The organism is Mycobacterium kansasii ATCC 12478 (genome assembly GCF_000157895.3).
Lineage (GTDB): Bacteria > Actinomycetota > Actinomycetes > Mycobacteriales > Mycobacteriaceae > Mycobacterium > Mycobacterium kansasii.
This window is the reverse complement of the sequence record NC_022663.1, coordinates 6,133,531-6,158,982: the sequence shown is the minus strand read 5'-3', so window position 1 is coordinate 6,158,982 and position 25,452 is coordinate 6,133,531. Positions and strand designations below refer to the sequence as shown.

Sequence of the window (25,452 nt, the reverse complement as noted above, 5' to 3'; positions counted from 1 at the left end):
GGTACCCGCTACCAGGAACGGTACGCCTGAGCGCGGCCTGGTCGAGCCGAAACCGGCGGTTGTCCTGCGGTTACCCCACCTGTCTATCGGCGGGCCGCGGGAAAGTATTTCAGGACGCCCTCCTGCACCACGGTCGCGATGAGTCGCCCGCCGCGGTCGAAGAAATGACCCGTACCCAGCCCGCGCGAATCCGCGGCCACCGGCGACGAGGTCGAATACAGGACCCAGTCGTCGAAGTCGACCTGCCGATGAAACCACACCGAGTGGTTGGCGGAGGCGGCGAAAATCCGGTCGAAGCCCCACGACAGCCCATGGGTGGTGATCACCGAGTCCAACACCGTGGTGTCTGAGGAATACAGCATCGTCGCGGTGTGCAGCACCGGGTCGTCGGGCATCGCGCCCAGCGCCTTGAGCCAGACCCGGTTGTAAGGAAGCCGATCGCCCTTCTCCCGCATCACCCAGGACGGATCATTGGTATAGCGCCACTCGATCGGTTGCAACGCGTTGACGAAGTGCGGGACGGTGGCCTCGTAGCCGCGCAACAGCTCGCCGATGGGTGGCCGGGTGTGCGGCTCGTCCACCTCCGGCGGATCCACGGCGTGCTCGAGCCCGGGACCGCCGGACATGTAGGAGATCATCGCCGAAGACAGCAACGTGCCGTCCTGTACCGCGTCGACGCGCCGGTTGGCGAACCGCCGCTCGTCGCGCAACCGCACCACATGGAATTCGATGTCCTTGGTGGTGTCACCCCCGTTGATGAAATGCACCGAGAGCGCGCTGGGCGGTAGCTCTTCGCGGGTCAACGTGCGGGTGCTGGCGACGAACGACTGCGCCACCAGCAACCCGCCGAAGGTGCGCATCGGGTTCTTGCTGGGATGAGATCCGATGAACCGGTCGTCGGCGACCCGGCGGAGATCCAGCACCGCCAGCAGTTCGTCAAAGTCGGACAACTAAACGTCGTCCTCACCGATCCGGTGCACGTGGATCAGGTTGGTGGAACCGACCGTGCCCGGAGGCGCACCCGCGACGATGACCACCAAGTCGCCCCGTTTGTAGCGCCCGAGTTCCAGCAGCGACTTGTCGACCTGGCGGATCATGCCGTCGGTGGACTCCATCTTCGGAACGATGAATGTCTCGGTGCCCCAGGTCATCGCGAGCTGGCTGCGCACCTCGGGCCAGGCGGTGAAGGCCAGCAGCGGCAGCGGGGTGTGCAGGCGGGCCAGCCGTCGCACCGTGTCGCCGGATTGGGTGAAAGCGACCAGGGCCTTGGCGTCCAGTCGCTCGCCGATGTCGCGGGCGGCGTAGGAGATCACGCCCCGCTTGGTGCGCGGCACATGCGTCAGCGGCGGGGCCGCAGTCGAATTCTCTTCGACCGCACAGATGATCCGCGACATGGTCCGCACCGCCAACAGCGGATACTTGCCGACCGACGTTTCACCGGACAGCATCAGCGCGTCGGCGCCGTCGAGCACCGCGTTGGCGACGTCGGAGGCCTCGGCGCGGGTCGGCCGCGAGTTCTCGATCATCGAGTCCAGCATCTGGGTCGCCACGATCACCGGCTTGGCGTTCTCCCGCGCCATCTGGATGGCTCGCTTCTGCACCAGCGGAACCTCTTCCAGCGGCAGCTCGACCCCGAGATCACCACGCGCCACCATGACGGCGTCGAAGGCCAGCACGATGGCCTCGAGGTTGTCGATGGCTTCGGGCTTTTCCAACTTGGCGATCACCGGCACCCGCCGGCCGATCCGGTCCATCACCTCGTGGACGAGTTCGACATCAGAGGGCGAGCGCACGAAGGAGAGCGCCACCATGTCGATGCCCAGGTTCAGCGCGAATGTCAGGTCCTCGATGTCCTTCTCCGACAACGCGGGAGCGGAAACACTCATGCCGGGCAGGGAGATTCCCTTGTTGTTACTGACCGGGCCGCCCTCGACGACAGTGCACACCACGTCGTCGCCGTCGACGTGATCGACCACCAACCCGACTTTGCCGTCGTCGACCAGCACGCGGTCACCGGCTGTGGCGTCCTGAGCCAACCTCTTGTAGGTGGTGGACACCCGGTCGTGGCAGCCGTCGCAGTCTCCGACGGTGATCCGGACCGTTTCACCATCAGCCCAATAGGTTGGCCCGCTCGCGAAGCGCCCCAACCTGATCTTCGGGCCTTGTAGGTCGGCGAGCAGGCCAACGGCACGCCCGGTGGCATCCGAGGCTGCCCGCACTCGTTTGTAGGCGGCCTCGTGATCGGCGTAGTCGCCGTGGCTGAAGTTCATTCGGGCGACGTCCATTCCGGCTTCGACCAGCGCTCTGACCATGTCGTCCGATTGGGTGGCCGGCCCGAGAGTGCAGACGATCTTCCCGCGTCTTGTCACGACGACAAAGCATAGTCGCGGTCATGTGCCTTCGGTGCGCCTCGCCGATACCCGCGGATCGGACCACAGCCGACCGCGGGCGTAGCAATGCGGGTGTGCGCGCCCACTCTCCGCGCGATGCGAACACAGAGCGGCTGCGGCGGCGCCGGCCCGTCGATCGCCGTACGCCGGCAACTTTCCGCGTGCAAAAGGTGCCGAAAATTTGCCAATTTGAGAAACTCCTCGTATGGACACCTACCGCGCCGTGATTGCTTCTCCCGTCGTCCGAATCCTTGGTCCCGCAATTGTCACCGCGTGGGGTATCAGCGCCTCCGTCCTTCCCGGGTTTGTGGTCCCGGCGGCGTCCGCCGAGCCCTGCCCCGACGTCGAGGTGGTGTTCGCCCGGGGTACCGGTGAGGCTCCGGGTGTCGGCCCCACGGGGCAGGCATTTGTCGACTCCTTGCGCTCGCGACTCGGCGGCAAGACGTTCGGCGTATATCCGGTCAACTACCCGGCCAGTGACCAGTGGGATACCGGGATCGACGGTATCCGAGACGCTAGTGCTCATGTCGTTTCCATGGCGGGCAGCTGCCCCCAGACGAAAATGGTCCTCGGCGGATATTCGCAGGGAGCGGCGGTGATGGGCTTTGTCACCTCGGCCGCGGTGCCGGATGGTGTCGATCCCGCCAGCGTGCCCAAGCCGTTGGCGCCCGAGGTGGCTGATCACGTCGCCGCGGTGGTGTTGTTCGGGTTGCCGAACCACCGGGCGATGGACTTCCTCGGCCAGCCCCCGGTCGCTATCGGTCCCGCGTATCAGGCCAAGACAATCAAGGTATGCGAACCGGAGGATCCGGTTTGCTCCGACGGCCTGAACTTCGCCGCCCATGACGCGTACGCAGGCGACGGGCTGGTGGTGGAGCAGGGGGTGGCCTTTGCCGCCAGTCGGCTTAGCGCGGCTCCTGGCGGCCCGGGCCCGCTTTCGGGCTTCGGCAACTGAGCTACCGGGCCGGCGCCGGCTGAGGTCAACCGCCCAGAACGGTTGGCACCAACGGGAAACCAGGCAGATTTCGCAGCACGGTCCACACCACCGTCGCCACCGCAAGGGTGATGATCGCGGGCGCGGGCAGCCACGACTGGCCATTACGGCGGCGCAGCAGCATCCAACCGGCAATCATGGGGATGCCGGCCAACAAGAGAACCACGAAAACATTGTCATTGATGGCGGCCGCGACATCACCGTGCAGCAGGTCATGCGTCATCCGCAGTCCACCGCACGCGGGGCAATTCCAGCCGGTGAGCAACTTGAACGGACATTGCGGGTACAGCGAGTGGCTGCGGTGCGGATCGACCACGCCGACGTAGCCCAATGCGCCGGCCAACAGCACGGCCGAGCCCGCGGCGCCGTAGAGATGACGAAGCCGCCGAGCGTGCTTACCGCGCGCCCCCGATGCTGTGGCGGGCCGATCAGGTTCCATCGCGCAATGGGCGACCCCACGGGTCGCTGACTTTGTCAGTCAGGATCAGCACCGCGTCGATGACGCCCCAGATCACGGCGCCGACCCCGCACGTCAGCCAACCGACGAGCAGCTGCGCGATGCCCATCCCGGTGTGCCCGAGGTAGATTCGGCCGATACCGGCGATGCCGAACAGCCCCAACAGCTGTAACAGCCCCGCGATCGTCTTCGATTTGTCCGAAAGTGGTTGCCCGGTAACAGGATGCCGACCGAAGGGAGCCGACGGGTCCGCTGCCGGGCCGTAGTAGCCGCCGGGCCGGGAGTATTCCGGATAGTACGGCGGCGGAAAAGGCGGCGGATATCCCGGTTGCTGCTCCGGTGAACCGGGCTGCGCAGCCCACGACTGGTCAGTCACCGCTTCAGCATGCCAGATTCAGTGGGTCTGCGCCCGAGCCGCCGGTGCCGGACCGCGCCGGCGGCTACCGTCCCGACCGCTGTCGCCGGTTACGTAACCGAGCCCGCCAGCCCTGCCGTGTCGAGCCGGTGCTGTCCGACGTCTGCGCACTGGGAACGGGCGGTGCCTGGTCGCCATCCTGGTGATCATCCCGGTCGGCATCCTGGTCGTCAGCACCACCGGAAGTATCCTCTTCCGCCGCCTTCGGCGCGGTGGTGTCCTCCGCGTCAGGCTCCGAAGCCTGCGCTTGGGCCGCTGGCTCTTGGGCCTCGGCCTCTTCGGCTTCGGTGTCTGCCGCTTCGGTGTCTGCGGCATCTGCCGCTTCGGTGTCTGCGGCCTGCGACTCGGCCTTTTCGGATTCAACCTCCGAGGGTTCAACCTCCGGGGTCTGCGCATCCGCGGCTTCAACCTCCGGAGCTTCAGCCTCGCCGACCTTAGCCTCGGGAGCTTCAGCCTCCGCCGGCTCAGCTTCGTCAGCGGCGTCGGCGGAAGCTGCTTCAGGCTCTTCGACTTCGGACTCTTCCGCCTCGGTTTCGGTCACGGCTGGCACAGCAAGCTCTGGCTCCCCGATGTCCGATTCGCCTTCAGCCTGTGCGGCCTCAGCCTCGTCGGCTGCCGACTCGGCCTCAGACTCGTCGACAACGACCTCCGATTCTTCGGCTCGAGCTTCGTCGACCTCAGGCTCCTCGGGCGCAGGCTCCGACTCGACCTCGGCCACTTCGGCGTCTTCGGCCTCAGCCGGCTCAGCCTCGGCCACTTCGGCTTCTTCAGCCTCTGCCGGCTCAGCCTCGGCCACTTCGGCTTCTTCAGCCTCTGCCGGCTCAGCCTCGGCATCTTCGGCCTGGGGGGCCACCTCGGCCGCTACCTCACCGGTTTCCGGACCGGTTTCCGGACCGGTTTCCGGACCGGTTTCCGGACCGGTTTCCGGACCGGTTTCCGGCTCCTCGGTCTCCGCTTCTCGAGCCTCGGTTGCGCCGTCCTCGGACGCCGCGGCCGGGGCCTTCAGGGTGTGCGGCTCGGCGAGTTCGCCAGCTCGCTGTGTTTCCGCCGACTCAGTCGGTTCGTCGTCTTCGGCGCCGGCAGCCCCAGCGACTGCGGTGACAGCCGCCGAGCCCGAAGCCACAGCCACGACCTCGGCCTCAGGCTCGGCCGGTTCCTCAGACTCGGCCGCTTCCTCGCCGACCACGGCGGTGCCACGCACCGTGGCCGGATCCTCGCGGCCCTTCGGCGCCAAGATCACATACACCACGGCGCCGATGAACACGAAAGTCGATGTGAACAGATTGATCCGGATTCCGGCGATGTGTGTGGCGGTATCGTCACGCATCAGCTCGACTCCGAATCGCCCGACGCAATAAAGCGCGACGTAAAGCCCGAACAGTCGCCCATGCCCGATCGTGAAACGCCGATCCAGATAGATCAGCATCGCGAATACCAGTACGTTCCAAAGCAATTCGTAGAGGAACGTGGGGTGCACGACGACCGCGAGCTGCCCGGTCGAGACACCGTCGAGGGAATGAACGTCGACGAATCCGGCGGGATCGCGCCGGTAGAAGATCTCCAGTCCCCACGGCACTGTGGTCTCGCGGCCGTAAAGCTCTTGATTGAAGTAATTTCCGAGCCGGCCGATAGCCTGCGCCAACACGACTGCGGGAGCAGCCGCGTCCAGGAAAGCCGGCAGCGGAATTCCGCGGCGCCGACAGGCGATCCACGCCCCGACGGCGCCGAGGGCGATCGCCCCCCAGATGCCCAAGCCGCCATCCCAGATTCGCAGTGCCGCGGCAAACCCGGCGCCACCGTGGCCGAAATATGTCCGCCAATCGGTGGCCAGGTGGTAGAGCCTGCCGCCGATCAAGCCGAAAGGCACCATCCACAGCGCGATGTCGTAGATCACGCCCCGCTCACCGCCGCGGGCCACAAAGCGTCGGTCGCCGATCAGTAAGGCCACGATGATGCCGGTAATGATGAACAGCGCGTAAGCGCGGATGGGCAGCGGCCCGAGATGCCAGACGCCGCGCGGCGGGCTGGGGATGTATGCGAGCAACGTCGTAGTCATGAGGCCGCCCTTTCCCGTACCCCGGCGGCAAGTTCCTCCGTCAGTGCACGCAGCCTCGGCAAGCCGGCACCCAGTGCCGACACCAAGGCCGAGCCGACAATGACACCGTCGGCGTAACCTGCGATCTGCGCGGCCTGTTCTCGTGACCGCACCCCCAACCCGACCCCGACCGGTATGTCCGACACTGCCTTCACCCTCCCCACCAGCTTGGGCGCGGCCTGTGAAACCACATCGCGCGCCCCGGTCACCCCCATCGTCGACGCCGCATAGACGAACCCACGCGACGCCTTGACCGTGATTGCCAATCGTTCGGGCGTCGATGACGGCGCCACCAGAAAGATGCGGTCCAGTCGATGTTCGTCGGATGCGGCGAACCAGGGCTGCGCCTCGTCGGGAATCAGGTCGGGAGTGATGAGGCCCCGCCCGCCGGCCGCGGCCAGGTCCCGGGCGAACGCATCGACTCCGTAGCGCAGCACCGGGTTCCAGTACGTCATCACCACGGCATTGCCACCGGCCCGGCTGATCGCCTCTACCGCGGCCAACGTATCCCGGACCCGCACTCCCCCACGCAAAGCCGCCTCGGTAGCCCGCTGGATGGTGGGTCCGTCCATACCCGGGTCCGAATACGGGACGCCGACTTCGACTATGTCACAACCAGATTCGACCAGCGCAGTCATGGCTTCCACCGACGTGCGCACGTCGGGATAGCCGGTGGGCAGATAGCCGATCAACGCCGCACGACCAGCCGCCCGGCACGACTCGAAAAGCGGCCCCAGCTTGCTCGTTTCACACTGCTCGACAGTCATCGTCAAACGGACCTGTCCGCGTCGGCGCCGGGTGACAGCAGGCCGAACCATCTGGCGGCTGTCTCGACGTCCTTGTCGCCACGCCCCGACAGATTCACCACAATGACTGCGCCCCTTCCCAATTCAGCCCCCAGCTGGAGCGCACCGGCCACCGCGTGCGCGGATTCGATGGCAGGAATGATGCCTTCCGTCCGGCACAGCAGACCGAACGCCTCCATCGCCTCGGAATCGGTGATCGGTTGGTAGCTGACGCGTCCGGTCTCCTTGAGCCATGCATGTTCGGGGCCGACGCCGGGATAGTCCAGACCTGCTGAGATCGAATGCGATTCGATGGTTTGGCCGTCTTCGTCCTGCAACAGGTAGGAGTAGGAGCCCTGAAAGGCTCCGGGCGAACCTCCGGTGAATGTTGCCGCGTGCCGACCGGTCTCGACACCGTCACCGGCCGCCTCGTATCCGACCAATCGCACCCCGGGATCGTCGAGGAATGCGTGAAAGATACCGATCGCATTGGACCCGCCGCCCACGCACGCCACCACCGCATCCGGCAACCTGCCCGCCTGGTCCTGGATCTGGACGCGCGCCTCCATACCGATGATCCGCTGAAAGTCGCGCACCATGGTGGGGAAGGGATGCGGCCCGGCGGCCGTGCCGAAGCAGTAGTACGTGCTGTCGGCGTTGCTGACCCAATCCCGGAACGCCTCGTTGATGGCGTCCTTGAGCGTCTGGGAACCGGTCTGCACGGAAACTACCTGCGCCCCGAGCAGTCGCATCCGGGCCACGTTGAGGGCCTGGCGCGCGGTGTCGACGGCACCCATGTAGATGACGCACTCCAGGCCCAGCAGCGCACATGCGGTGGCGGTGGCCACCCCATGCTGCCCGGCGCCCGTCTCGGCGATCACCCGGGTCTTACCCATCCGGCGGGCCAGCAACGCCTGGCCGAGGACGTTGTTGATCTTGTGAGAACCCGTGTGGTTCAGGTCTTCTCGCTTCAAGAACAGTCGTGCTGACCCGGCATGTTCGCTGAGTCGGGTTGCTTCGTACAGCGGCGACGGACGGCCGGCATAGTTGGCTTGCAACGTGTCCAGGGTGTCCAGGAAGTCCTGGTTGACGCGTTCCTTCTCGTAGGCGACGGTGACCTCCTCGATCACCGCCATCAGCGCCTCGGGAACATAGCGGCCACCATACCCACCGGGGCCCCCGAAATGACCGCCGGAATCAGGATCGTGGCTGGTCCGTTCGGCAATGGCAGCACTCGTGCGCGGAAGGTCCGGGCGAGATAGATCTGCCATCACCGACGCTCGAGGTGCACGCGGGTCATCAACGACTAACGAGCCGGCTTCGGGCAGGACGGGTGGGTGCCCGCGGTGACCAGATCGGCGACCGCCGCACGAGGGTCTCCGCTTTTCACCAGACCTTCACCGACCAGCACCGCATCAGCGCCCGCGCCGGCGTACGCCAGCAGGTCACCGGTGCCGCGGACCCCCGATTCGGCGATCCTGATCACGTTGCTGGGCAGCCCGGGAGCGATTCGCGCGAAGCAGTCCCGATCAACCTCCAGGGTCGTGAGATCGCGGGCGTTGACGCCGATGACCTTGGCGCCGGCCTTCAGCGCCCGGTCGGCTTCCTGCTCGGTGTGCACTTCGACGAGCGCGGTCATACCGAGTGATTCGGTGCGGTCCAGCATCGATACCAACGCCGACTGGTCGAGTGCGGCAACGATGAGCAACAGCATGTCGGCGCCGTGCGCACGCGCCTCGTGAATCTGATAGGGCTGCACGACAAAGTCTTTGCGCAACACCGGAATCGAGACAGCCGCACGTACCGCGTCGAGATCATCGAGGGAACCGTGGAACCGCCGCTCCTCGGTCAACACGCTGATGATGCGGGCGCCGCCGTCTTCGTAGGCCCGAGCCAGTTTCGCCGGATCGGCGATGGTCGCCAGCGAGCCCGCCGACGGGCTGGCGCGCTTGACCTCGGCGATCACCCCGATACCCGGGGCGCGCAGCGCGGCCATCACGTCAAGCGGCGGTGGCGCCGCGGCCGCGGCAGCCTTGATCTCCGGCAGGCTGATACGTGCTTCGCGCGCGGCTACGTCGGCCCGGACTCCCTCGAGGATGGAGTCAAGCACGGTTGCCGGACTCATGCCTGCTGTTTCCTTTCCCAACGGACCCCAACGGACCCCAACGGACCCCAACGGACCCCAACGGTCTCCAACCGTCACCACCGTGACCCGCGCCCCGCAGCCGATTGCGATGACGTTCATGAAGGGTAGCGGCCCTCGGCGCGCGCTTCGTCACCGACCCTCGGTGTCAGACCCCTGCGGTCGGTCGGTCGGGTCGACACCGTGGTCAAGGGCATCCCAAATCATTCGTTCCGACATGGGTCCGTCGTCGTCGCGGCGCGCCGTAGCCTGGCGCGCCGCAGGTCCGGCGTACTTTGTGGGGCCCGGATGAGCCGACCCGGCAATCGAGGCCGAGCGCAGCAGCACCGCGGCGGCCATCAGGATGCACACCGCAGCGCCCACCGCCACCGCAGCACCCCAGTAGTAACGTCCGCTGCCAACCAGGGCCGTCAGCGGGACATGCGCGAGCTCGGCGCCACGGGCCGCGACGTCGGGAATCACCCACAGACTGATGCCGAGATAGCCGACCGCAAAGCTCGTTGCCGCCAGCAGAGCGGCCAGCACCCGCAGCGGCCAACCGCGCACTGCGAGTGCCGCCACCGCCGCGGCCAACAGCAACATCGCTACCGGCAGCAACGCAGTCGACCAGGTCGCACCGGTCAATATCACCTGCCGGGGCGGCCCCAGCCCGTCGAACGAGCGAATGCCAACCCACGGCAGCCGCGACGCCGCCCACAGCGCCCCGGCGGCAATCACCAGCAATAACTGGGCCATCCCGATCATCAGCCGACTGGTCAGCCGGCGGGACCGGCCCGGCCCGGCATCAGTCACCGCCGCATACCTTGATCGGGCCTGGATCGGGCCGCTCCACGCCCCGGGTCGACGCCGGGCCGCAGTCCGGACTGGCCAGCGTCTCGGCGGCGGCAATCGCATTGAGCACCGCCCGCGCTTTGTTTCGGGCCTCGTTGTATTCGTAGGGTCCATTGGAGTCGGCCACCACGCCGCCACCGGCCTGGACGTAGGCGGTGCCGTTCCGCATCAGCGCGGTGCGGATGGCGATCGCGAAGTCAGCGTTGCCGGCGAAGTCGAGGTAACCCACCACGCCGCCGTAGAGACCGCGGCGAGTCTTCTCCACCTCTTCGATCAACTCCATGGCCCGCACCTTGGGCGCACCCGAAAGCGTGCCGGCCGGGAAGCAGGCGGTCACCGCGTCCAGGGCGGTATGACCGTGGTCTAGCAGACCGGTCACCGTCGACACCAGGTGCATGACGTGGCTATAGCGTTCGATGTGGCTGTAATCCTCGACCCGAACGGTGCCCGGCGTACAGACTCGACCGAGGTCGTTGCGGCCCAAATCGACCAACATCAGGTGCTCGGCCCGTTCTTTGTCGTCGGCCAGCAACTCCTTTTCCAGTAACTGATCCTCTTCGTCGGTGTTTCCGCGCCACCTCGTCCCGGCGATGGGGTGGGTCGTCGCTCGGCCCTCATGGACGGTGACCAGCGCCTCGGGACTGGATCCGACAATCGAAAAGTCGATTGCGCCAGCACTATTCGGTATCTGAAGCAGATACATGTAGGGGCTCGGGTTGGTCACCCGCAGGATTCGGTAGACATCGATCGGATCGACGTCGGTGTCCATCTCGAAGCGCTGCGAGGGCACCACCTGGAAGGCCTCGCCGGCAGCGATTTGTTCCACCAGATGCTCGACGATCGCGCCGTACTCTTCGACGGTGCGCTGGGCACGGTATCGCGGCTCGGGCGTACTGAAGGTGGCGACCGTCGACGGTAGTGGTTGACCCAATGCCGCGGTCATCACGTCCAGGCGCGCGACCGCGTCGTCGTAGGCCCAGTCGACCCGCTCGTCGGTGCCGTTCCAATTCACCGCGTTGGCGATCAGCGTGATGGTGCCCTCGTGGTGGTCGACCGCCGCCACATCGGTGGCCAGCATCAGCAACATGTCCGGCAGCTGCAGATCGTCGACGGCGAGTTCGGGCAACCGCTCGAGGCGCCGCACCATGTCGTAGGCGAAAAAGCCGACCATACCGCCCGACAGTGGCGGAAACCCGGGCTCGGACTGGCTCGGGGCCGCTGTGGCAAGAAGGTCGAGGGTCGCCTGTAGCGCGGCCAGCGGGTCGCCTCCGGTTGGGGCATCCTTCGGGACGGTGCCCAGCCACACCGCTTCGCCGCCGCGCACCGTCAATGCCGTCGGCGCTCCGGCGCCGATGAAGGACCATCGCGACCATGACCGGCCGTTCTCGGCCGACTCGAGCAGGAACGTCCCTGGCCGGTTGGCGGCGAGTTTGCGGTACGCCGACAGCGGAGTTTCGCTGTCGGCCAAGACCTTGCGGGTCACCGGAACCACCCGGTGCTCTGCCGCCAGCACGCGGAAATCCTCCCGCGTGGTCGTGGTTGCAAGGTTGGCGTGCACCGACCCATCCAACCAGATTCGCAGATCAGCACCGGCCTGACCTCGCGGTCAGGAAACGCCGGAGACACCGCTGCCGACGCGGAACTCCGGATCGGACCGCAGCGCTCGGCGCACCGCCTGTCCGCCGTCGTATCGCGGGTGAGCAAGGGCTGGCTTGCCGGGGCCCGCGCGGCCTGACCGAACCTACGGCCCGAGGAAGTCCAATGCCGGCGGCAAGAACTTGAAGGTGGTCTTCAAGCTTCCCAGGGCATTCGCCGTGAGGTTGTTGGTGCCCGGGAGCAGGCCCGAGACCCCGGCCGCGTTGAAGTTGCCAGAGCCGGCTTGGGCGGAACAGCCGGTGCCGGCGTAGACGCCGGCAACGTTGGCGTTGCCAGAGCCCGCTTGGGCGTGGCCGTTGGTGGCGGAGACGGCGGCTGCGACGTTGGCGTTGCCGTCGATAGCATTGGCAAGGCTGTGGTTTCCGAGGAAGACGCCGGCGACGTTGGCGTTGCTGGAGTTATTGGTAAGGGTCCCGGCCATGACATTGCTGTTGTTCCCCTGCGCGAAGCCAAGGTTGAGGTTGCTGGTGGCGCCGCCGGCGACAGCCGGGTTGCCGCCGGCCCGCACCGTGTTGTCGTTACCGAACGTCACGGCCGCGTTGCCGCTGCCGGACCCGGCAAGAGCCGAGCTGTAGTTACCGGAGACGGCGGCGAGGTTGCCGAAGTCGCGATTGCTGAACCCGGCAGAAGCTCCAGAATGGTCGCCGGTGACGAAGGCGGTGCTGCCCAGCCCGCCGAAGCCCCCGGTGGCATTGCTGTAGTTGCCCAACACGGTTGCCGTGCACAGGGTGCCGTTGGCCACGGCAGTGTTGTTGTTGCCGATGGCGGTGGCAAAGGAACCTAAGCCCGGGGTGAGCATGGTGGTGTTGGCGGTGGCGTTGCTGTTGGCGCCGACGGCAAGCGCAACGCCCCCGAAACCGGAGGTGGCGTGCGCCGTGCCCGACTGGAACAGCGTCGTCCCGAACATCGACAAGGCGATGTCCGGACCCGCAGGGGCGGCCGCTGGGGCGGACGCACTGACCTGGCCGGGCAGGCTTTGCAGCATCCGCTGGAACGGGGTCAGCCGCGCGGCCACCGCCGAGGCGCAGCCGTGATAGCCGGCCATCGCGGCCACGTCCTGGGCCCACATCTGCTCATACTCGGCCTCGGCGCCCGCGATCGCCAGGCAGTTCTGCCCGAACCAGTTCGTCAGCACCATCCGCACAAATGCATTGCGGTTGAGCGCCACCATGATCGGTTGCACCGTGGCCGCCTGGGCGGCCTCGAACGCGCTCACCATGGCCCGGGCCTGCCCGGCAGCCCCGCCCGCCTGCACCGCCGCCGCGGTCAGCCACCCCATGTAGGGTGCGGCCGCGGCTGCCATCGCCGCCGACGCCGGCCCCTGCCAGGCGGCGCCCGCCAGCTCCGAGGTCACCGACGAAAACGAGGTTGCCGCCGCCTGCAGCTCGGCGGCCAGCCCGTCCCAGGCCGCCGCCGCCGACAGCATCGGACCCGGGCCTGCACCGACAAACATCCGCGCCGAATTGATCTCCGGCGGCAATACCGAAAAATTCATCACAGCCGTCCCTTCTCAGGTGGCCTGCCCGGGCTGACCCCCCAATTCACGGTGACGGCCGCGGCGCTCCCAGTTGACGCGAGCAGTTCGGTACCAGAACTTTATGCCAATCGCGGCCCAATATCCCGGTAGTCAGCAAACTGGCGCAGGCTTTTTCGGAAGTGTTTTCCGACCACGCCTCCAGCCCCGTCGACCCGCAAACCGCGAGCCGATCCAGCACCGCCACCGCGATCCCCCGCGACCCCCGGCTATCTGCGGTCCCGTCGACAAATCTGCTCGACCATCGCTCGGTCGAGATCCTCGCCGAGCAGCGTCGGCCGGTCGGCGTAGCCTGACCGCCATGAATACTGGTGACACCGTGGCCGACTTCGAGCTTCCCGACCAGACCGGCTCGCCTCGCAAGCTCAGTACGCTACTATCCGACGGACCGGTGGTTCTGTTCTTCTACCCGGCGGCCATGACGCCGGGCTGCACCAAGGAGGCCTGCCACTTCCGCGACTTGGCGGCAGAATTCGCCGCCGTTGGCGCCATTCGGGTCGGCATCAGCGCCGATCCCGTCCACAAGCAGGCCAAGTTCGCCGACATGCAGCACTTCGACTACCCGCTGCTGTCCGACACCGACGGCACCGTCGCCACCCAATTCGGCGTCAAGCGGGGCCTGCTGGGCAAGTTGCTGCCGGTTAAACGGACCACCTTTGTCATCGACACCGACCGCACGGTGCTCGACGTGATCTCCAGCGAATTCAGCATGGACACTCACGCCGACAAGGCACTGGAGACGCTGCGCGCGCGGTCTTGACGCGCTTCACGGGACGATCGAAAGAAATAGATACGCGGCCAGCAACACCAAATGCACCTCCCCTTCCAGCCTGGTGGCCCGGCCCGGTACCACCGTCAGCATGCTGACCGCGACGGTCAGTACCAGCAGCACCAACTGGGTCGGACCGAGACCAAGTAAGAGCGGGCCGCTCAGCCAGAGCGATGCCAGGGCAATTGTCGGGATGGTCAGCCCGATGCTGGCCATCGCGGAGCCATACGCCAGGTTCAGGCTGATCTGCAGGCGGCCTTGCCTCGCCGCGCGTGCCGCAGCGAGTGTCTCCGGGAGTAGCACCAGCATGGCAATCACCACGCCGGCGAAAGACGGCGGAAAGCCGGCCGCCGCGATGGCACGCTCGATGATCGGTGATTCCACCTTGGCCAGACCCACCACCGCCACCAGCGCGAGTAGCAGAAGCCCGAGACTGCGCAGTGCCACACGGGTACTCGGAGGATCTGCATGGCGGTCGTCATCGACTGCGCCTTTTTGGGCGACGGGCAGAAAGAAATCTCGATGCCGGACCGTTTGAGTGAACACGAAAAGTAGGTATAGGCCCAGCGAGGCGACCGCGGCGAAGGCGAGCTGGCTGGGTGAAAACTGCGGCCCCGGTTTGCTGGTGGTAAACGTGGGCAGCACCAGGCTCAACGTTGCCAAGGTGGTGACCATGGCAAGCGCGGAGCCGCTGCCCTGGTCGTTGAACAGTGTCACGCCGTAGCGTCGGGAACCAAGCAGCAGCGCCAACCCGGCGATCCCATTGGTGGTAATCATGACCGCGGCGAACACGGTGTCGCGGGCAAGCGTGGCCGTCTGGTGCCCCCCGGAGGCCATGAGCGTGACGATTAGGGCCACCTCGATGACGGTCACCGCAATCGCCAACACCAGTGACCCGAAGGGCTCACCGACCCGGTGCGCGACCACCTCGGCATGGTGGACCGCGGCCAGGACCGCACCCGCGAGCAGCACCGCTTCCAGCAGGCCCAGCAGTGGCCCGATTTTCTGGCCCCACGTCAAAGTCAGCGCGACAAACGCAAGCACCGGCGCTACCACGCTCCAGGGCACGCGTTTCACCATCGAACGCCATTCTTGCCGATGCCATCGGCCGACCGATCAGCGGTCGCTGCGTGCCGGCCAGGCGCAACGCTGTTCGCACGGCGGCTACCGGCAAGCGCGGTGGTCCGTAGCGTCGCCTCAGTAGCATGCTCACATGCCGACCAACGCCGGCCAGAGTGCAGGCCTCAGTGAAGGCGAGTTGTTCGCCGGATACACCATCGTGCGCCGGCTCGGCGCGGGCGGGATGGGCGAGGTGTACCTGGCGCAGCACCCCCGGCTGCCGCGGCGCGATGCTCTCAAGATCCTGCCCCGCGAACTGACCGGTGACCTCGAGTTTCGTCAGCGCTTCAACCGCGAGGCCGATCTGGCCGCGAGCTTGTACAACGAGCACATCGTCGGCATTCACGACCGCGGCGAATTTCAGGGACAACTGTGGATCTCGATGGACTACGTCGAGGGAACCGACGCGGCCCAACTGCTGCGCAGCCGGTACCCCTCCGGGATGCCGCACCCGGACGTCGTCGAGATCATCTCGGCCGTTGCCGACGCACTGGACTACGCCCATTCGCGCGGGCTGCTGCATCGTGACGTGAAACCCGCCAACATTCTGCTGGGCGAAGCCATGCCCCGGCGCCGGATTCTGCTGGCCGACTTCGGAATTGCCCGGCAGCTGGGCGAAATCAGCGGGCTGACCGCGACGAACATGCTGATGGGAACCACCGCATATTGCGCACCCGAGCAACTGCAGGGTGCCGATCTCGACGGACGGGCCGACCAGTACGCGTTGGGTTGCACCGCGTTTCACCTGCTGGCCGGCTCTGCTCCGTTCCAGCACTCGAATCCGGCGGTGGTCATCAGCCAGCACCTGTCGTCGCCGCCGCCGTCGATCAGCACATGGCGACCCGAACTGGCCCACCTCGATGGCGTCATCGCCAAGGCGCTGGCCAAGGACCCCGCCGAGCGTTACCCGACGTGCGCGGATTTCGCCGCCGCACTTGCCGGCCGGCCCGCCACGGGCCCCGCACCCGTGACGAGTCCCGCGGCGGCGACGGAGTTACCGACGCAGGTCATCACCTCCCCGGCGGTATCGCCCAACCCGAGCAGTAGCCGGGTCAAGCCGGCCACCCTGATTGCGGCACTGATCACTGTTGCGCTGGTCATGGTCGCGGTGGTTCTCGGTGTCCGATTGCTTCGCAGCCCCTCCGCCGAGCCGGGCAGCGCTGCCCAGTCCCCGTCGACGGCGTCACCGAGCGGTGGGGCTACGCCTCCGTCGACGCCGGCGCTGCGGTTGTCCGTCTACCTCACCGACGATTCGAATGTGTTGACCCCGGCCGAGCACGCCGTCGTCGACCGGGCCCTGACCAAGCTCTACAACCAGCGCGGTGTCCGGCTCTGGGTCGTCTACGTCAAGGACTTCGGCGGCCTCAAACCGGCCAGGTGGGCTGAAAACACCATGCGCACCAACGGTTTCGCCGACACCGATGCCATGCTCGCGGTCGCCACCGACGGCCCGGCCTTCTCCTTCCGGGTGCCGGCGGCCGTCACCACCGGACGAGCCATCGACGTCGAGGTCATCAGACGCGACCGTATCGAGCCGTCCGTGTTCCGGCACGAATGGACGCGTGCGGCGCTGGCCGCCGCCAACGGCCTCGACGTGGCTGCCCGCTAACTCTCCGGCTCCAGCAACACCGCTGCGTCGAAGCAGCTGTGGTCGCCGGTGTGGCAGGCTGCGCCGACCTGGTCGACCGTCAACAGCACGGCGTCCCCGTCGCAGTCCAGGCGCACGGAATGGACGCGCTGGGTGTGCCCCGAGGTCGCGCCCTTGACCCATTGTTCGCCGCGGGACCGCGAATAGTAGGTGGCCTCACGGGTTTCCAGGGTGCGCGCCAATGCGTCGTCGTCCATCCAGGCGACCATCAGCACGTCGCCGCTGCCGCGCTCCTGCACGACCGCGGTGAACAAGCCGTCGGCGTTGCGCTTGAGGCGCGCGGCGATCGCGGGGTCGAGGCTCATCGCACGGTGATCCCTGCCGCGGCCATGGCGGCCTTCACCTGCCCGATCGTCAATTCCCGGAAGTGAAAGACGCTGGCGGCCAATACCGCATCGGCTCCGGCGGTGACCGCGGGGGCGAAGTGTTCCACGGCGCCGGCGCCGCCGCTGGCGATGACCGGCACGGTGACCGCGGCCCGAACCGCGCGCAGCATCGCGAGATCGAAGCCGGCTTTGGTGCCGTCGGCGTCCATCGAATTCAGCAGGATCTCCCCCACTCCCAGGTCGGCGCCGCGGGCAGCCCACTCCACGGCGTCGATGCCGGTGCCGCGACGGCCGCCGTGCGTGGTGACCTCCCAGCCCGACGGGGTCGGGGGTGAGCCGACGGGCACGGTGCGGGCGTCAACCGACAAGACGATGCACTGGGAGCCGAATTGCCTTGCCATATCACCCAGCAGTTCGGGGCGGGCGATCGCGGCGGTGTTGACCGAGACCTTATCGGCGCCCGCGCGCAGCAACGCGTCCACGTCGGCCACGGTACGCACCCCGCCGCCGACAGTGAGGGGAATGAACACCTGCTCGGCGGTGTGCCGCACCACCTCCAACATGGTGGCCCGACCCGACGACGACGCGGTCACGTCGAGAAACGTCAGCTCGTCGGCGCCTTCGGCGTCATAGGCCGCGGCGAGTTCCACCGGATCGCCCGCATCCCGCAGGTTCTCGAAGTTGACTCCTTTCACCACGCGCCCGCCGTCGACGTCCAGGCACGGGATCACCCGCACCGCAAGGCCGGTATCGGCGTACATGTCAGTAGTCCTCCGGTTCCCCGGTACCGCGCAGCAATTCGAGGATCTCGTCGTGCACGCCGGGCGCCGCGGCCAGCACCGAACGCGCTGCCGGAGTCCACGGTTTGCCGGCCAGGTTGGTGACGACGCCGCCGGCGGCGCGCACCTGAGCCACACCCGCCGCATGATCCCATACGTGGCCGCCGAAACTTATTGCACCACCCAGGATTCCGTCGGCAACGTAGACAAGGTCGATACCGGTCGACCCATGCATGCGCAACCGCGACGAGACCCGGCTCAGGTTTTCCAGCACCGCCAGCCGATAGCGCCCGGGGAATCGGCCCCGGGAATCCGCGCTGAAGGTGCCGACGCCGACGAGACTGTCGGCCAACTTGGCGGGCGCCAACCGCGGCCGTGGGACACCGTTTTTCATCAGCGGGCCGCCGGTGACCGCGGTGTAGCGCTCATCGATGAACGGCAACCAGGTCAAGCCGGCCACCGGATCGCCGTGGTGCAGCAGACCCAACAAGATCGCGGCCATCGGCGACCCTGCGGCGTAGTTGAACGTGCCGTCCACCGGATCCAATACCCACACCCAGGGCGTGTCGACGGGCGCGCCACCGAATTCCTCACCGTGCACGCCGATTCCGGTGGCCGCCACCAACGCCTCAACCACTTGGCGCTCGATCGCCAGGTCGACCTCGGTGGCGAAGTCGTTGCCCTTCTTGCGGACCGCGGAATCGGCACGGTGCCCGTCCAGAAACCGCGGCACCGCGGCATCCAGAATCGCCGATGCCTGCTCGACCAGCGGTGTCAGCTGCGCAGTCCGATCCATGGCAGGGCTACTCCCGTACCGCGGCCAACGCCTGCGGCAACGTGAACCGCCCGGCGTAGAGGGCCTTACCGACGATGGCGCCCTCAACCCCGCGGTCGGCAAGGGTGGCGATGGCCCGCAAATCGTCCAGACTGGATACCCCGCCCGAGGCGATCACCGGCGCCGCGGTGCGGTCGGCGACCTGCCGCAGTAGGTCGAGGTTCGGACCGCGCAGGGTGCCGTCCTTGCTGACATCGGTGACGACGAACCGCGAACACCCTTGGCTATCAAGGCGTTCCAGTACTTCCCACAGGTCCCCGCCGTCGGTCTCCCAGCCGCGTCCACGCAACCGGTGCCGCCCGTCGACGATGTGGACGTCCAAGCCGACGGCGACCTTGTCGCCGTGCTCGGCGATCGCCCGGGCGCACCATTGCGGGTTTTCCAGCGCAGCCGTGCCCAGGTTTACCCGGGCGCACCCGGTGGCCAGCGCAGCGGCCAACGAAGCGTCGTCGCGGATACCCCCGGACAACTCGACCTGCACGTCGAGCCTGCCGACCACATCGGCGAGCAGTGCGCGGTTGGAGCCGCGCCCGAATGCGGCGTCGAGGTCGACCAGGTGAATCCACTCGGCGCCGTCGCGCTGCCAACCCAACGCGGCATCGACGGCCGATCCGTACTCGGTTTCACTACCGGCCTTGCCCTGTACCAGGCGCACGGCACGACCGTCGACCACGTCGACCGCGGGCAACAGAATCAGTGGCATCTTCAAAGTTCCCCAACCCAGTTGCTCAATACGGCCGCACCCGCGTCCCCGCTCTTTTCCGGGTGAAACTGGGTGGCGGCCAACGGTCCATCCTCCACGGCGGCCAGGAACGGTACCTGGTGGGTAGCCCAGGTCAGCAGCGCCCCCGGGTGCCCTTCCCAGCGCTGCGCGGCATAGGAATGCACGAAATAAAACCGGGCGTCGGCGTCCAGACCCTGGAACAACGTGCTGCCCGCAGCGGCGTTCACCACATTCCACCCCATGTGCGGAATCACCGGGGCGTCCAGCCGGGTGACCGCGCCGGGCCACTGCCCGCAGCCTCGCGTCTCCACACCGAACTCGACCCCGCGCGCGAACATGATCTGCATGCCGACACAGACGCCGAGCACCGGGTGCCCGGCCGCCACCCGCTCGGCGATGATCCGCTCTCCCCCGATCTTGCGCAGGCCCGTCATGCACGCTTCGAAAGCCCCGACGCCGGGCACCAGCAGCCCGTCGGCAGCCGCGGCCGCCTTGGCGTCCGCGGTCACTTCCACCGCCGCGCCGACCCGCTGCAGCGCGCGTTGGGCCGACCGCAGGTTGCCGGAGCCGTAGTCCAGGACAACAACTGATTTCGTTGTCACAGAACACCTTTGGTGGACGGCACACCGGAAGTACGGGGGTCGGGTGCGACGGCCTGCCGCAGCGCGCGGGCGACGGCCTTGTACTGGGCTTCCGTGATGTGGTGCGGATCGCGTCCGTACAGGACGCGCACATGCAGGGCGATGCGCGCGTTCATCGCCAGCGACTCGAACACGTGCCGGTTGATGACGGTGTGGTACGGCACCGAGCTGCCGGCGATCGTGGTGTGCTGCAAATGATCCGGCTCCCCGGTGTGCACGCAGTAAGGCCGGCCGGACACATCCACCGCGGCATGGGCCAGCGCCTCGTCCATCGGGATGAAGGCATCTCCGAAGCGGCGGATACCCTTCTTGTCGCCGAGGGCCTGCCCGAGTGCCTGGCCCAGCGCGATCGCGGTGTCCTCGACACTATGATGCGCTTCGATGTGGACGTCGCCGGTGGTACGCACCGTCAGGTCGAAGCTGGCGTGACTGCCCAGCGCCGTCAGCATGTGGTCGTAGAACGGCACCCCGGTGTCGACGTCGACCTGCCCGGTGCCGTCGAGATCCAGTTCGACGACGATGTCGGATTCGCGCGTGCGCCGTTCGATGCGGGCACGGCGGGTTGCGTTGCCTGGTGGGGGGGCGGTCATGGCGCTCCTACGGGGCTGGTGGCGGGGACCAGTTCGGTGGCAGCGATTCGCGCGCTCGCCCGTAGGAACGCGTCGTTCTCGTCGACCAGGCCGGTGGTGGCGCGCAGGTAACCGGGAATACCGACATCGCGGATCAGCACCCCGGCATCCAGGTAATGCCGCCAGGCGGCCGGCGCGTCGGCGAATTTTCCGAACAGCACGAAGTTGGCATCACTCGGGACGACCCGGAAACCCATGCCGGACAGGGCGGTTGACACCCGCTCGCGTTCGGCGATCAGCGCGGCGACACTGGCCAGGGTGTCGTCGGCGTGCCGCAACGCGGCGCGCGCCGCCGCCTGAGTGACCGTGGACAGGTGATAGGGCAGCCGCACCAGCAGCATCGCGTCTACCAACGCCGGCGTGGCGACCAAGTACCCGAGCCGGCCGCCGGCGAAGGCGAACGCCTTGCTCATGGTGCGGCTGACGACCAGCTTGCTCGGATACTCGGCCACCAACCGCACCGCGCTGGGCTGCGACGAAAATTCACCGTAGGCCTCGTCGACGATCAGGATCCCGGGCACCACGTCGAGCAGCCTGCGCAGGTCGCTCAGCGAAACACTTTGTCCGGTGGGGTTATTGGGGCTGACAATGAAAACCACATCCGGCCTTAGCCGGGCGACGGCGGCCACGGCGGCGTCGATGTCCAGGCTGAAGTCGTCGGCCCGCACCGCCTCCATCCACTCGGTGTGGGTGCCGCCGGCGATGATCGGGTGCATCGAATAGGACGGGACGAAACCGATCGCGCTGCGCCCCGGCCCACCGAACGCCTGCAGCAACTGCTGCAGGATCTCGTTGGATCCGTTGGCGGCCCAGAGGTTTTCGACGCCGAGCTGGACGCCGGTTTGCGCAGTGAGGTAGCCGGCCAGGTCATGACGCAATGCCACCGCGTCCCGGTCAGGGTAGCGGTGCAAGTCGACGGCGGCCGCCCGCACCGACCGGACCACGTCGTCGACCAGCGCCTCGGTGGGCGGATGCGGGTTCTCGTTGGTGTTCAGCCGCACCGGAACCGCCAATTGTGGTGCACCGTAAGGTGATTTACTGCGCAGGTCGTCGCGCAGCGGCAGCTGGTCAAGGGTGGGCCCTTGGGCTGCGCCCGTCACCGCTCGAACCTCCGCCGTACCGCCTCACCGTGGGCTGGCAGGTCTTCGGCCTTGGCCAGGGTGATCACGTGCCCGGAGACGTCTTTGAGCGCCGCTTCGGTGTAGTCGACCACATGGATGCCGCGCAGGAAGGTCTGCACCGACAGGCCGCTGGAATGCCGGGCGCAGCCGGCCGTCGGCAACACGTGGTTGGACCCGGCGCAGTAGTCGCCCAGGCTGACCGGGGCCCAGGGTCCGACGAAAATGGCCCCGGCCGAACGTATCCGACCGGCAACCTGCGGCGCATCGGCGGTCTGGATCTCCAGATGCTCGGCGGCGTACGCGTTGACGACCTTGATGCCGGCCTCCACATCGTCGACCAGGATGATCGCTGATTGCGAGCCACTTAGCGCGGCCGTTACGCGGCCGCGGTGCAGGGTGGTCTGCAGTTGGGCGGCTACTTCGGCCTCGGTGGCGTCGGCCAGATCCGGACTCGGGGTGACGAGCACGCTGGCGGCCATCTCGTCGTGTTCGGCCTGGCTGATCAGGTCGGCGGCGACATGCGCAGGATCGGCCGTGTGGTCGGCGAGGATGGCGATCTCGGTCGGCCCCGCCTCGGCGTCGATGCCTACGTGGGAGCGGCACAGCCGCTTTGCGGCCGTCACGTAGATATTGCCGGGTCCGGTGATCATGTCGACCGGTACCAACTCAGCGCCGTCGGTGTCGGTGCCGCCGTAGGCCAACAACGCCACCGCCTGAGCTCCGCCCACGGCCCAGACCTCGTCGACGCCCAACAGCCGGGCCGCCGCGAGGATGGTCGGATGCGGCAGTCCGCCGAAGCTGGTCTGCGGTGGGCTGGCCACTACCAGCGAGTCGACCCCGGCGACCTGCGCGGGCACCACGTTCATCACCACGCTCGACGGGTAAACAGCGTTGCCCCCGGGGACATACAGGCCGACCCGCTGAACCGGAACCCACCGCTCGGTGACCGTCGCACCGGGGCCCAGCGTCGTGGTGACGTCGCTGCGCCGCTGGTCGGCATGCACCGCGCGGGTCCGTTCGATCATCACCTGCAGCGCTTCCCGTACCTCGGATGCAAGTTCAGTCAGCGCGGAGTCCAACGCGCTATCCGGTACCCGCACGGCCGCGGGGCGCACGCCGTCGAACGACTCGCCGAAGTCCAAAGCGGCCTCGGCACCGCGCTCGGCCACTGCTTGCACAATCGGCCGGACCTTGGGCAGCACGGCCTCTATGTCGGCGCCGCCGCGCGGCAACGCCGCCCGCAGCCGCGCCGCCGTCAACTCCGCTCCCCGCAGATCGATACGGGCCAGCTGCGCGGGCGGTGTAGTCACGTGGACCATTGTCCCAGAGCAACTCAAGTCGATATCCGGCCGGTACAGTGCCGGTAGAGCGGCTCCACCGTCCGCATTCGCGAAAGGTAGCCAACATGTCGGCAAAGGACCACCCGAACAACGCGCCGGGCGTCCCCATGGTGTTCCCGCCCTGGTTTGAGAACTTCCAGATCAAATACATCAATCCCGCGCTCAAACCGGTCGCCCGTTACCTGCCCGGCGCGGCTACCATCACCCACCGCGGCCGCAAATCCGGCAAGTCGTACCGGACCATCGTGACCGCCTACCGTAAGGGAAACGTACTGGCGATCGCGCTGGGCCACGGTAAGACCGACTGGGTCAAGAACGTGCTGGCTGCCGGCGAGGCCGATGTGCTGTTCACCCGCCGTCAGGTGCACATCACCAACCCGCGGATCCTGCCAGCCGGGTCTGACGGCACGGGGTTGCCGTTCATGGCACGCATGCAGGCGGGTCGGATGGGGATATTCGTCGCCGACATCGCCTGAGCTCAGCTGAGTGTGCTTCCGGGGTTACGGATGCGGGCTGCATCCGGCGTCACGGCCGACGCCCTCGGAACAGGGTCGGGGCAAGCCGCGATCAGGCCCGGGCGAACACGGTCTTTCCGGTCATCGCCGGCCAGGCCGACGGAGCGTCGTCCCAGGCCACGACGCGATCGACGGCGGGCGACAGGTCGCAGCCGCCGGCAATCACGTCCAGGATTTCCGGGATGACGGCACGTGCGTTGACGCGTCCGGTCACAAACCTCACGCCGCGGGTGTACATCGACAGCAACGGCATCTCGACCGTGGGTTGGTAGTAGATCCCGGTGTCGGTGCATACGCCGTCCGGCCAGGTGGCCCGCAGCGTGGCGGCCAGCACCGACGGGTCGGCCGACGTATGCACCGTGACGGGATACGGGTCCCACTCCTTGGCCGGCTTCGGCCGGTCATGCACGGTTGCCCCGAGCTTTTCGGCGACCGCGAGGCGCTGCACGTCAGTGTCGACGTAGTCGACGTGAGCTCCCAGCGCCGCCGCGAAGGCCGCGGCGTACAGCCCGATCGACAACCGCCCGACCACCAAGACCCGGCGGTCGGCGGGCTCGAGCCCGGACAAGTCGTCCTTGAAGGGCCCCACGGTGCGCCAGGCGTCGGGAATGTTGTCCGACAGCGACGCAATGGCGATCAGATCGCTGGGATTGATGCTGGCAGGAACCGCAACCAGCATCGCGTCGGCGTAAGGCACCGACACCAGGTCGGCCATGAATCCACCGCCATCCAGACCGGCGAGCGGACCCAAGCCGTACATCGCCATCAGCGGCACCGAGTTGCACGAGCCCGTCATGCCGCGACGACACTCACGGCACGTGCCGCAGCTGATCTGGAAGGGCACCACCACCCGGTCGCCCACGCGGATGGCGCTGACGCCGTCACCGACCGCCACGACTTCGGCCACCCCCTCGTGACCGACCGCATACCCGGGCGGTAGCGGCGCCCGACCGTGGACAACCGCGATATCGAGGTCACAACAGGCCACGACCAGGGGCCTCACCAGCGCTTGGTCCGGGGTGGTGAGCACCGGGTCCGGCGACTCGCGCCATCCGTATCGCCCGGTCTCTTCGAAAACCAAATGTCTCATTCCGCTATTCTTGAGTGATCACTCAAGAATAGTCAAGTATTTTCTACCCATGCCCAGACCCGACCACAGCCGTGCCGCGTTGATCAGTACCGCCGCCACGCTGTTCCGTCGTCAGGGATACGCAGCGACCGGGCTGAAGCAGATCCTCGACGAAGCCGGCGTCAAACCCGGGTCGCTCTACCACCACTTCCCCGACGGCAAGCAACAGTTGGCCGCCGCGGTCGTCGACACCGCCGGGGCCGCCATCGAGCAACTTCTGCGAAGCTTCCTGGCCACCGACCGCCTGGTGGCTGACGTCGTCGACCAATGGGTCGACCTGTTGGTCGCGGGATTGGCCGGCGACCATCGCGACGGCTGCCCGATCGAGCCGATTGCCACCGAGGCCGTGCACGCCAGCCCACTGGTACGCGAAGCCTCCGCACACGCATTCAAAGGATGGTGTGCGGCGATCGCGGAGCGACTTCACGCCGACGGTTGGGCGGCCCCCGATGCGGAATCGGTTGCGCTCGCGGTGGTTTCGTTGATCGAGGGAGCCTTGATGCTGTCCCGCGTCGCCGGTGATGCGGCCGCGCTACAAGCCGTCAAGCCGGCAGCGCGCAACCTGCTGTCCGGCTAG

The 25,452-nt window shown here is 67.3% G+C and carries 26 protein-coding genes and 1 pseudogene; 6 read left to right on the top strand and 21 right to left on the bottom strand.

The window, feature by feature from the left end; translation table 11 throughout:
- Nucleotides 1-83 precede the first annotated feature (83 nt).
- Together MKAN_RS26685 and pyk are read right to left on the bottom strand one after the other, a co-directional pair.
- Nucleotides 84-950: an acyl-CoA thioesterase II gene (locus MKAN_RS26685; RefSeq protein ID WP_023373660.1), complete on the bottom strand. Its 867-nt coding sequence runs from the start codon at nucleotides 948-950 to the stop codon at nucleotides 84-86.
- The gene (gene pyk, locus MKAN_RS26680; protein ID WP_023373658.1) at nucleotides 951-2,369 is read right to left on the bottom strand and encodes a pyruvate kinase; all 1,419 of its coding nucleotides are present in this window, start codon (nucleotides 2,367-2,369) and stop codon (nucleotides 951-953) included.
- A 226-nt stretch (nucleotides 2,370-2,595) separates the two neighbouring features.
- On the opposite strand from pyk, the gene MKAN_RS26675 reads away from it, so the two are divergent.
- A complete protein-coding gene (locus MKAN_RS26675) occupies nucleotides 2,596-3,345 on the top strand; it encodes a cutinase family protein (RefSeq protein ID WP_023373656.1) in 750 nt (249 codons plus the stop codon).
- Between the two features lie 25 nt (nucleotides 3,346-3,370).
- Here MKAN_RS26675 and MKAN_RS26670 read toward each other — a convergent pair whose 3' ends face one another.
- The 8 genes and pseudogenes from MKAN_RS26670 to MKAN_RS26635 all read right to left on the bottom strand — a co-directional run bounded on the left by MKAN_RS26670 (nucleotide 3,371) and on the right by MKAN_RS26635 (nucleotide 11,668).
- Entirely contained in the window at nucleotides 3,371-3,823 is a 453-nt protein-coding gene (locus tag MKAN_RS26670) for a DUF2752 domain-containing protein (protein ID WP_023373654.1), read from the bottom strand.
- Nucleotides 3,813-4,228: pseudogene (locus MKAN_RS26665) on the bottom strand (TM2 domain-containing protein). The gene MKAN_RS26670 and the pseudogene MKAN_RS26665 overlap by 11 nt, the downstream one beginning before the upstream one ends.
- Nucleotides 4,229-4,281: 53 nt before the next feature.
- Nucleotides 4,282-6,312 (bottom strand): prolipoprotein diacylglyceryl transferase, encoded by a 2,031-nt coding sequence (locus MKAN_RS26660; protein ID WP_023373650.1) that lies wholly within the window; start codon nucleotides 6,310-6,312, stop codon nucleotides 4,282-4,284.
- A complete protein-coding gene (trpA, locus tag MKAN_RS26655; protein WP_023373648.1) occupies nucleotides 6,309-7,118 on the bottom strand; it encodes a tryptophan synthase subunit alpha in 810 nt (269 codons plus the stop codon). Before trpA ends, MKAN_RS26660 begins: the two co-directional genes overlap by 4 nt.
- A 2-nt stretch (nucleotides 7,119-7,120) precedes the next feature.
- Nucleotides 7,121-8,407, bottom strand: coding sequence for a tryptophan synthase subunit beta (gene trpB / locus MKAN_RS26650; RefSeq protein ID WP_023373646.1), 1,287 nt, complete (start codon nucleotides 8,405-8,407; stop codon nucleotides 7,121-7,123).
- 35 nt (nucleotides 8,408-8,442) lie between these two features.
- Nucleotides 8,443-9,261, bottom strand: coding sequence for an indole-3-glycerol phosphate synthase TrpC (gene trpC, locus MKAN_RS26645; RefSeq protein WP_023373644.1), 819 nt, complete (start codon nucleotides 9,259-9,261; stop codon nucleotides 8,443-8,445).
- 150 nt (nucleotides 9,262-9,411) lie between these two features.
- Nucleotides 9,412-10,023 carry a TIGR02234 family membrane protein gene (locus MKAN_RS26640; protein ID WP_036395350.1) on the bottom strand — a complete coding sequence of 204 codons (612 nt, stop codon included), beginning with the start codon at nucleotides 10,021-10,023 and terminating at the stop codon, nucleotides 9,412-9,414.
- 40 nt (nucleotides 10,024-10,063) lie between these two features.
- Entirely contained in the window at nucleotides 10,064-11,668 is a 1,605-nt protein-coding gene (locus MKAN_RS26635) for an anthranilate synthase component I (protein ID WP_023373640.1), read from the bottom strand.
- Between MKAN_RS26635 and MKAN_RS26630 the strand changes: the two genes are divergently transcribed.
- Entirely contained in the window at nucleotides 11,663-11,845 is a 183-nt protein-coding gene (locus MKAN_RS26630; RefSeq protein ID WP_023373638.1) for a hypothetical protein, read from the top strand. The genes MKAN_RS26635 and MKAN_RS26630 overlap by 6 nt on opposite strands.
- A gap of 6 nt (nucleotides 11,846-11,851) precedes the next feature.
- Here the strand turns inward: MKAN_RS26630 and MKAN_RS31520 are convergent, their stop codons facing one another.
- On the bottom strand, nucleotides 11,852-13,261 hold the full coding sequence (locus MKAN_RS31520) for a PPE family protein (protein ID WP_023373635.1): 1,410 nt from the start codon (nucleotides 13,259-13,261) through the stop codon (nucleotides 11,852-11,854).
- A gap of 340 nt (nucleotides 13,262-13,601) precedes the next feature.
- Here MKAN_RS31520 and MKAN_RS26620 point away from each other — a divergent pair, with 340 nt between their 5' ends.
- Nucleotides 13,602-14,060 carry a peroxiredoxin gene (locus MKAN_RS26620; RefSeq protein ID WP_023373631.1) on the top strand — a complete coding sequence of 153 codons (459 nt, stop codon included), beginning with the start codon at nucleotides 13,602-13,604 and terminating at the stop codon, nucleotides 14,058-14,060.
- 6 nt (nucleotides 14,061-14,066) lie between these two features.
- Here MKAN_RS26620 and MKAN_RS26615 read toward each other — a convergent pair whose 3' ends face one another.
- Nucleotides 14,067-15,149, bottom strand: a complete 1,083-nt coding sequence (locus MKAN_RS26615) for a calcium:cation antiporter (protein WP_023373629.1) — start codon at nucleotides 15,147-15,149, stop codon at nucleotides 14,067-14,069.
- 133 nt (nucleotides 15,150-15,282) lie between these two features.
- Between MKAN_RS26615 and MKAN_RS26610 the strand changes: the two genes are divergently transcribed.
- Complete coding sequence (locus MKAN_RS26610) at nucleotides 15,283-16,797, top strand: protein kinase domain-containing protein (RefSeq protein WP_023373627.1); 1,515 nt, start codon at nucleotides 15,283-15,285, stop codon at nucleotides 16,795-16,797.
- Here MKAN_RS26610 and hisI read toward each other — a convergent pair.
- The 8 genes from hisI to hisD are packed head-to-tail and all read right to left on the bottom strand — an operon-like array spanning nucleotide 16,794 to nucleotide 23,210.
- Nucleotides 16,794-17,141: a phosphoribosyl-AMP cyclohydrolase gene (gene hisI / locus MKAN_RS26605; RefSeq protein WP_036395351.1), complete on the bottom strand. Its 348-nt coding sequence runs from the start codon at nucleotides 17,139-17,141 to the stop codon at nucleotides 16,794-16,796. The genes MKAN_RS26610 and hisI overlap by 4 nt on opposite strands.
- The gene (gene hisF, locus MKAN_RS26600; RefSeq protein ID WP_036395352.1) at nucleotides 17,138-17,923 is read right to left on the bottom strand and encodes an imidazole glycerol phosphate synthase subunit HisF; all 786 of its coding nucleotides are present in this window, start codon (nucleotides 17,921-17,923) and stop codon (nucleotides 17,138-17,140) included. Before hisF ends, hisI begins: the two co-directional genes overlap by 4 nt.
- Nucleotide 17,924: 1 nt before the next feature.
- Entirely contained in the window at nucleotides 17,925-18,737 is an 813-nt protein-coding gene (locus MKAN_RS26595) for an inositol monophosphatase family protein (protein ID WP_023373625.1), read from the bottom strand.
- A 7-nt stretch (nucleotides 18,738-18,744) separates the two neighbouring features.
- Entirely contained in the window at nucleotides 18,745-19,479 is a 735-nt protein-coding gene (priA, locus tag MKAN_RS26590) for a bifunctional 1-(5-phosphoribosyl)-5-((5-phosphoribosylamino)methylideneamino)imidazole-4-carboxamide isomerase/phosphoribosylanthranilate isomerase PriA (protein WP_023373623.1), read from the bottom strand.
- A gap of 2 nt (nucleotides 19,480-19,481) precedes the next feature.
- Nucleotides 19,482-20,102, bottom strand: a complete 621-nt coding sequence (hisH, locus tag MKAN_RS26585; protein WP_023373621.1) for an imidazole glycerol phosphate synthase subunit HisH — start codon at nucleotides 20,100-20,102, stop codon at nucleotides 19,482-19,484.
- The gene (gene hisB / locus MKAN_RS26580) at nucleotides 20,099-20,731 is read right to left on the bottom strand and encodes an imidazoleglycerol-phosphate dehydratase HisB (RefSeq protein WP_023373619.1); all 633 of its coding nucleotides are present in this window, start codon (nucleotides 20,729-20,731) and stop codon (nucleotides 20,099-20,101) included. The genes hisH and hisB overlap by 4 nt, the downstream gene beginning before the upstream one ends.
- A complete protein-coding gene (locus MKAN_RS26575; protein WP_023373617.1) occupies nucleotides 20,728-21,870 on the bottom strand; it encodes a histidinol-phosphate transaminase in 1,143 nt (380 codons plus the stop codon). The genes hisB and MKAN_RS26575 overlap by 4 nt, the downstream gene beginning before the upstream one ends.
- Nucleotides 21,867-23,210 carry a histidinol dehydrogenase gene (gene hisD, locus MKAN_RS26570; protein ID WP_023373615.1) on the bottom strand — a complete coding sequence of 448 codons (1,344 nt, stop codon included), beginning with the start codon at nucleotides 23,208-23,210 and terminating at the stop codon, nucleotides 21,867-21,869. Before hisD ends, MKAN_RS26575 begins: the two co-directional genes overlap by 4 nt.
- An 86-nt stretch (nucleotides 23,211-23,296) precedes the next feature.
- Here hisD and MKAN_RS26565 point away from each other — a divergent pair, with 86 nt between their 5' ends.
- Nucleotides 23,297-23,707 (top strand): nitroreductase family deazaflavin-dependent oxidoreductase, encoded by a 411-nt coding sequence (locus MKAN_RS26565; RefSeq protein ID WP_036395407.1) that lies wholly within the window; start codon nucleotides 23,297-23,299, stop codon nucleotides 23,705-23,707.
- A gap of 91 nt (nucleotides 23,708-23,798) precedes the next feature.
- Here the strand turns inward: MKAN_RS26565 and MKAN_RS26560 are convergent, their stop codons facing one another.
- Nucleotides 23,799-24,836, bottom strand: a complete 1,038-nt coding sequence (locus tag MKAN_RS26560; protein ID WP_023373611.1) for an alcohol dehydrogenase catalytic domain-containing protein — start codon at nucleotides 24,834-24,836, stop codon at nucleotides 23,799-23,801.
- A 49-nt stretch (nucleotides 24,837-24,885) separates the two neighbouring features.
- On the opposite strand from MKAN_RS26560, the gene MKAN_RS26555 reads away from it, so the two are divergent.
- On the top strand, nucleotides 24,886-25,452 hold the full coding sequence (locus MKAN_RS26555; RefSeq protein WP_023373609.1) for a TetR/AcrR family transcriptional regulator: 567 nt from the start codon (nucleotides 24,886-24,888) through the stop codon (nucleotides 25,450-25,452).

Bases quoted from the DNA above. Each gene is read 5' to 3' on its own strand.
- MKAN_RS26675 (WP_023373656.1), top strand. From the start codon at position 2,596: ATGGACACCTACCGCGCCGTGATTGCTTCTCCCGTCGTCCGAATCCTT.
- MKAN_RS26670 (WP_023373654.1), bottom strand. From the start codon at position 3,823: ATGGAACCTGATCGGCCCGCCACAGCATCGGGGGCGCGCGGTAAGCAC.
- MKAN_RS26660 (WP_023373650.1), bottom strand. From the start codon at position 6,312: ATGACTACGACGTTGCTCGCATACATCCCCAGCCCGCCGCGCGGCGTC.
- trpA (WP_023373648.1), bottom strand. From the start codon at position 7,118: ATGACTGTCGAGCAGTGTGAAACGAGCAAGCTGGGGCCGCTTTTCGAG.
- trpB (WP_023373646.1), bottom strand. From the start codon at position 8,407: ATGGCAGATCTATCTCGCCCGGACCTTCCGCGCACGAGTGCTGCCATT.
- trpC (WP_023373644.1), bottom strand. From the start codon at position 9,261: ATGAGTCCGGCAACCGTGCTTGACTCCATCCTCGAGGGAGTCCGGGCC.
- MKAN_RS26640 (WP_036395350.1), bottom strand. From the start codon at position 10,023: ATGATCGGGATGGCCCAGTTATTGCTGGTGATTGCCGCCGGGGCGCTG.
- MKAN_RS31520 (WP_023373635.1), bottom strand. From the start codon at position 13,261: ATGAATTTTTCGGTATTGCCGCCGGAGATCAATTCGGCGCGGATGTTT.
- MKAN_RS26620 (WP_023373631.1), top strand. From the start codon at position 13,602: ATGAATACTGGTGACACCGTGGCCGACTTCGAGCTTCCCGACCAGACC.
- MKAN_RS26615 (WP_023373629.1), bottom strand. From the start codon at position 15,149: ATGGTGAAACGCGTGCCCTGGAGCGTGGTAGCGCCGGTGCTTGCGTTT.
- MKAN_RS26610 (WP_023373627.1), top strand. From the start codon at position 15,283: ATGCCGACCAACGCCGGCCAGAGTGCAGGCCTCAGTGAAGGCGAGTTG.
- hisI (WP_036395351.1), bottom strand. From the start codon at position 17,141: ATGAGCCTCGACCCCGCGATCGCCGCGCGCCTCAAGCGCAACGCCGAC.
- hisF (WP_036395352.1), bottom strand. From the start codon at position 17,923: ATGTACGCCGATACCGGCCTTGCGGTGCGGGTGATCCCGTGCCTGGAC.
- MKAN_RS26595 (WP_023373625.1), bottom strand. From the start codon at position 18,737: ATGGATCGGACTGCGCAGCTGACACCGCTGGTCGAGCAGGCATCGGCG.
- priA (WP_023373623.1), bottom strand. From the start codon at position 19,479: ATGCCACTGATTCTGTTGCCCGCGGTCGACGTGGTCGACGGTCGTGCC.
- hisB (WP_023373619.1), bottom strand. From the start codon at position 20,731: ATGACCGCCCCCCCACCAGGCAACGCAACCCGCCGTGCCCGCATCGAA.
- hisD (WP_023373615.1), bottom strand. From the start codon at position 23,210: ATGGTCCACGTGACTACACCGCCCGCGCAGCTGGCCCGTATCGATCTG.
- MKAN_RS26565 (WP_036395407.1), top strand. From the start codon at position 23,297: ATGTCGGCAAAGGACCACCCGAACAACGCGCCGGGCGTCCCCATGGTG.
- MKAN_RS26560 (WP_023373611.1), bottom strand. From the start codon at position 24,836: ATGAGACATTTGGTTTTCGAAGAGACCGGGCGATACGGATGGCGCGAG.
- MKAN_RS26555 (WP_023373609.1), top strand. From the start codon at position 24,886: ATGCCCAGACCCGACCACAGCCGTGCCGCGTTGATCAGTACCGCCGCC.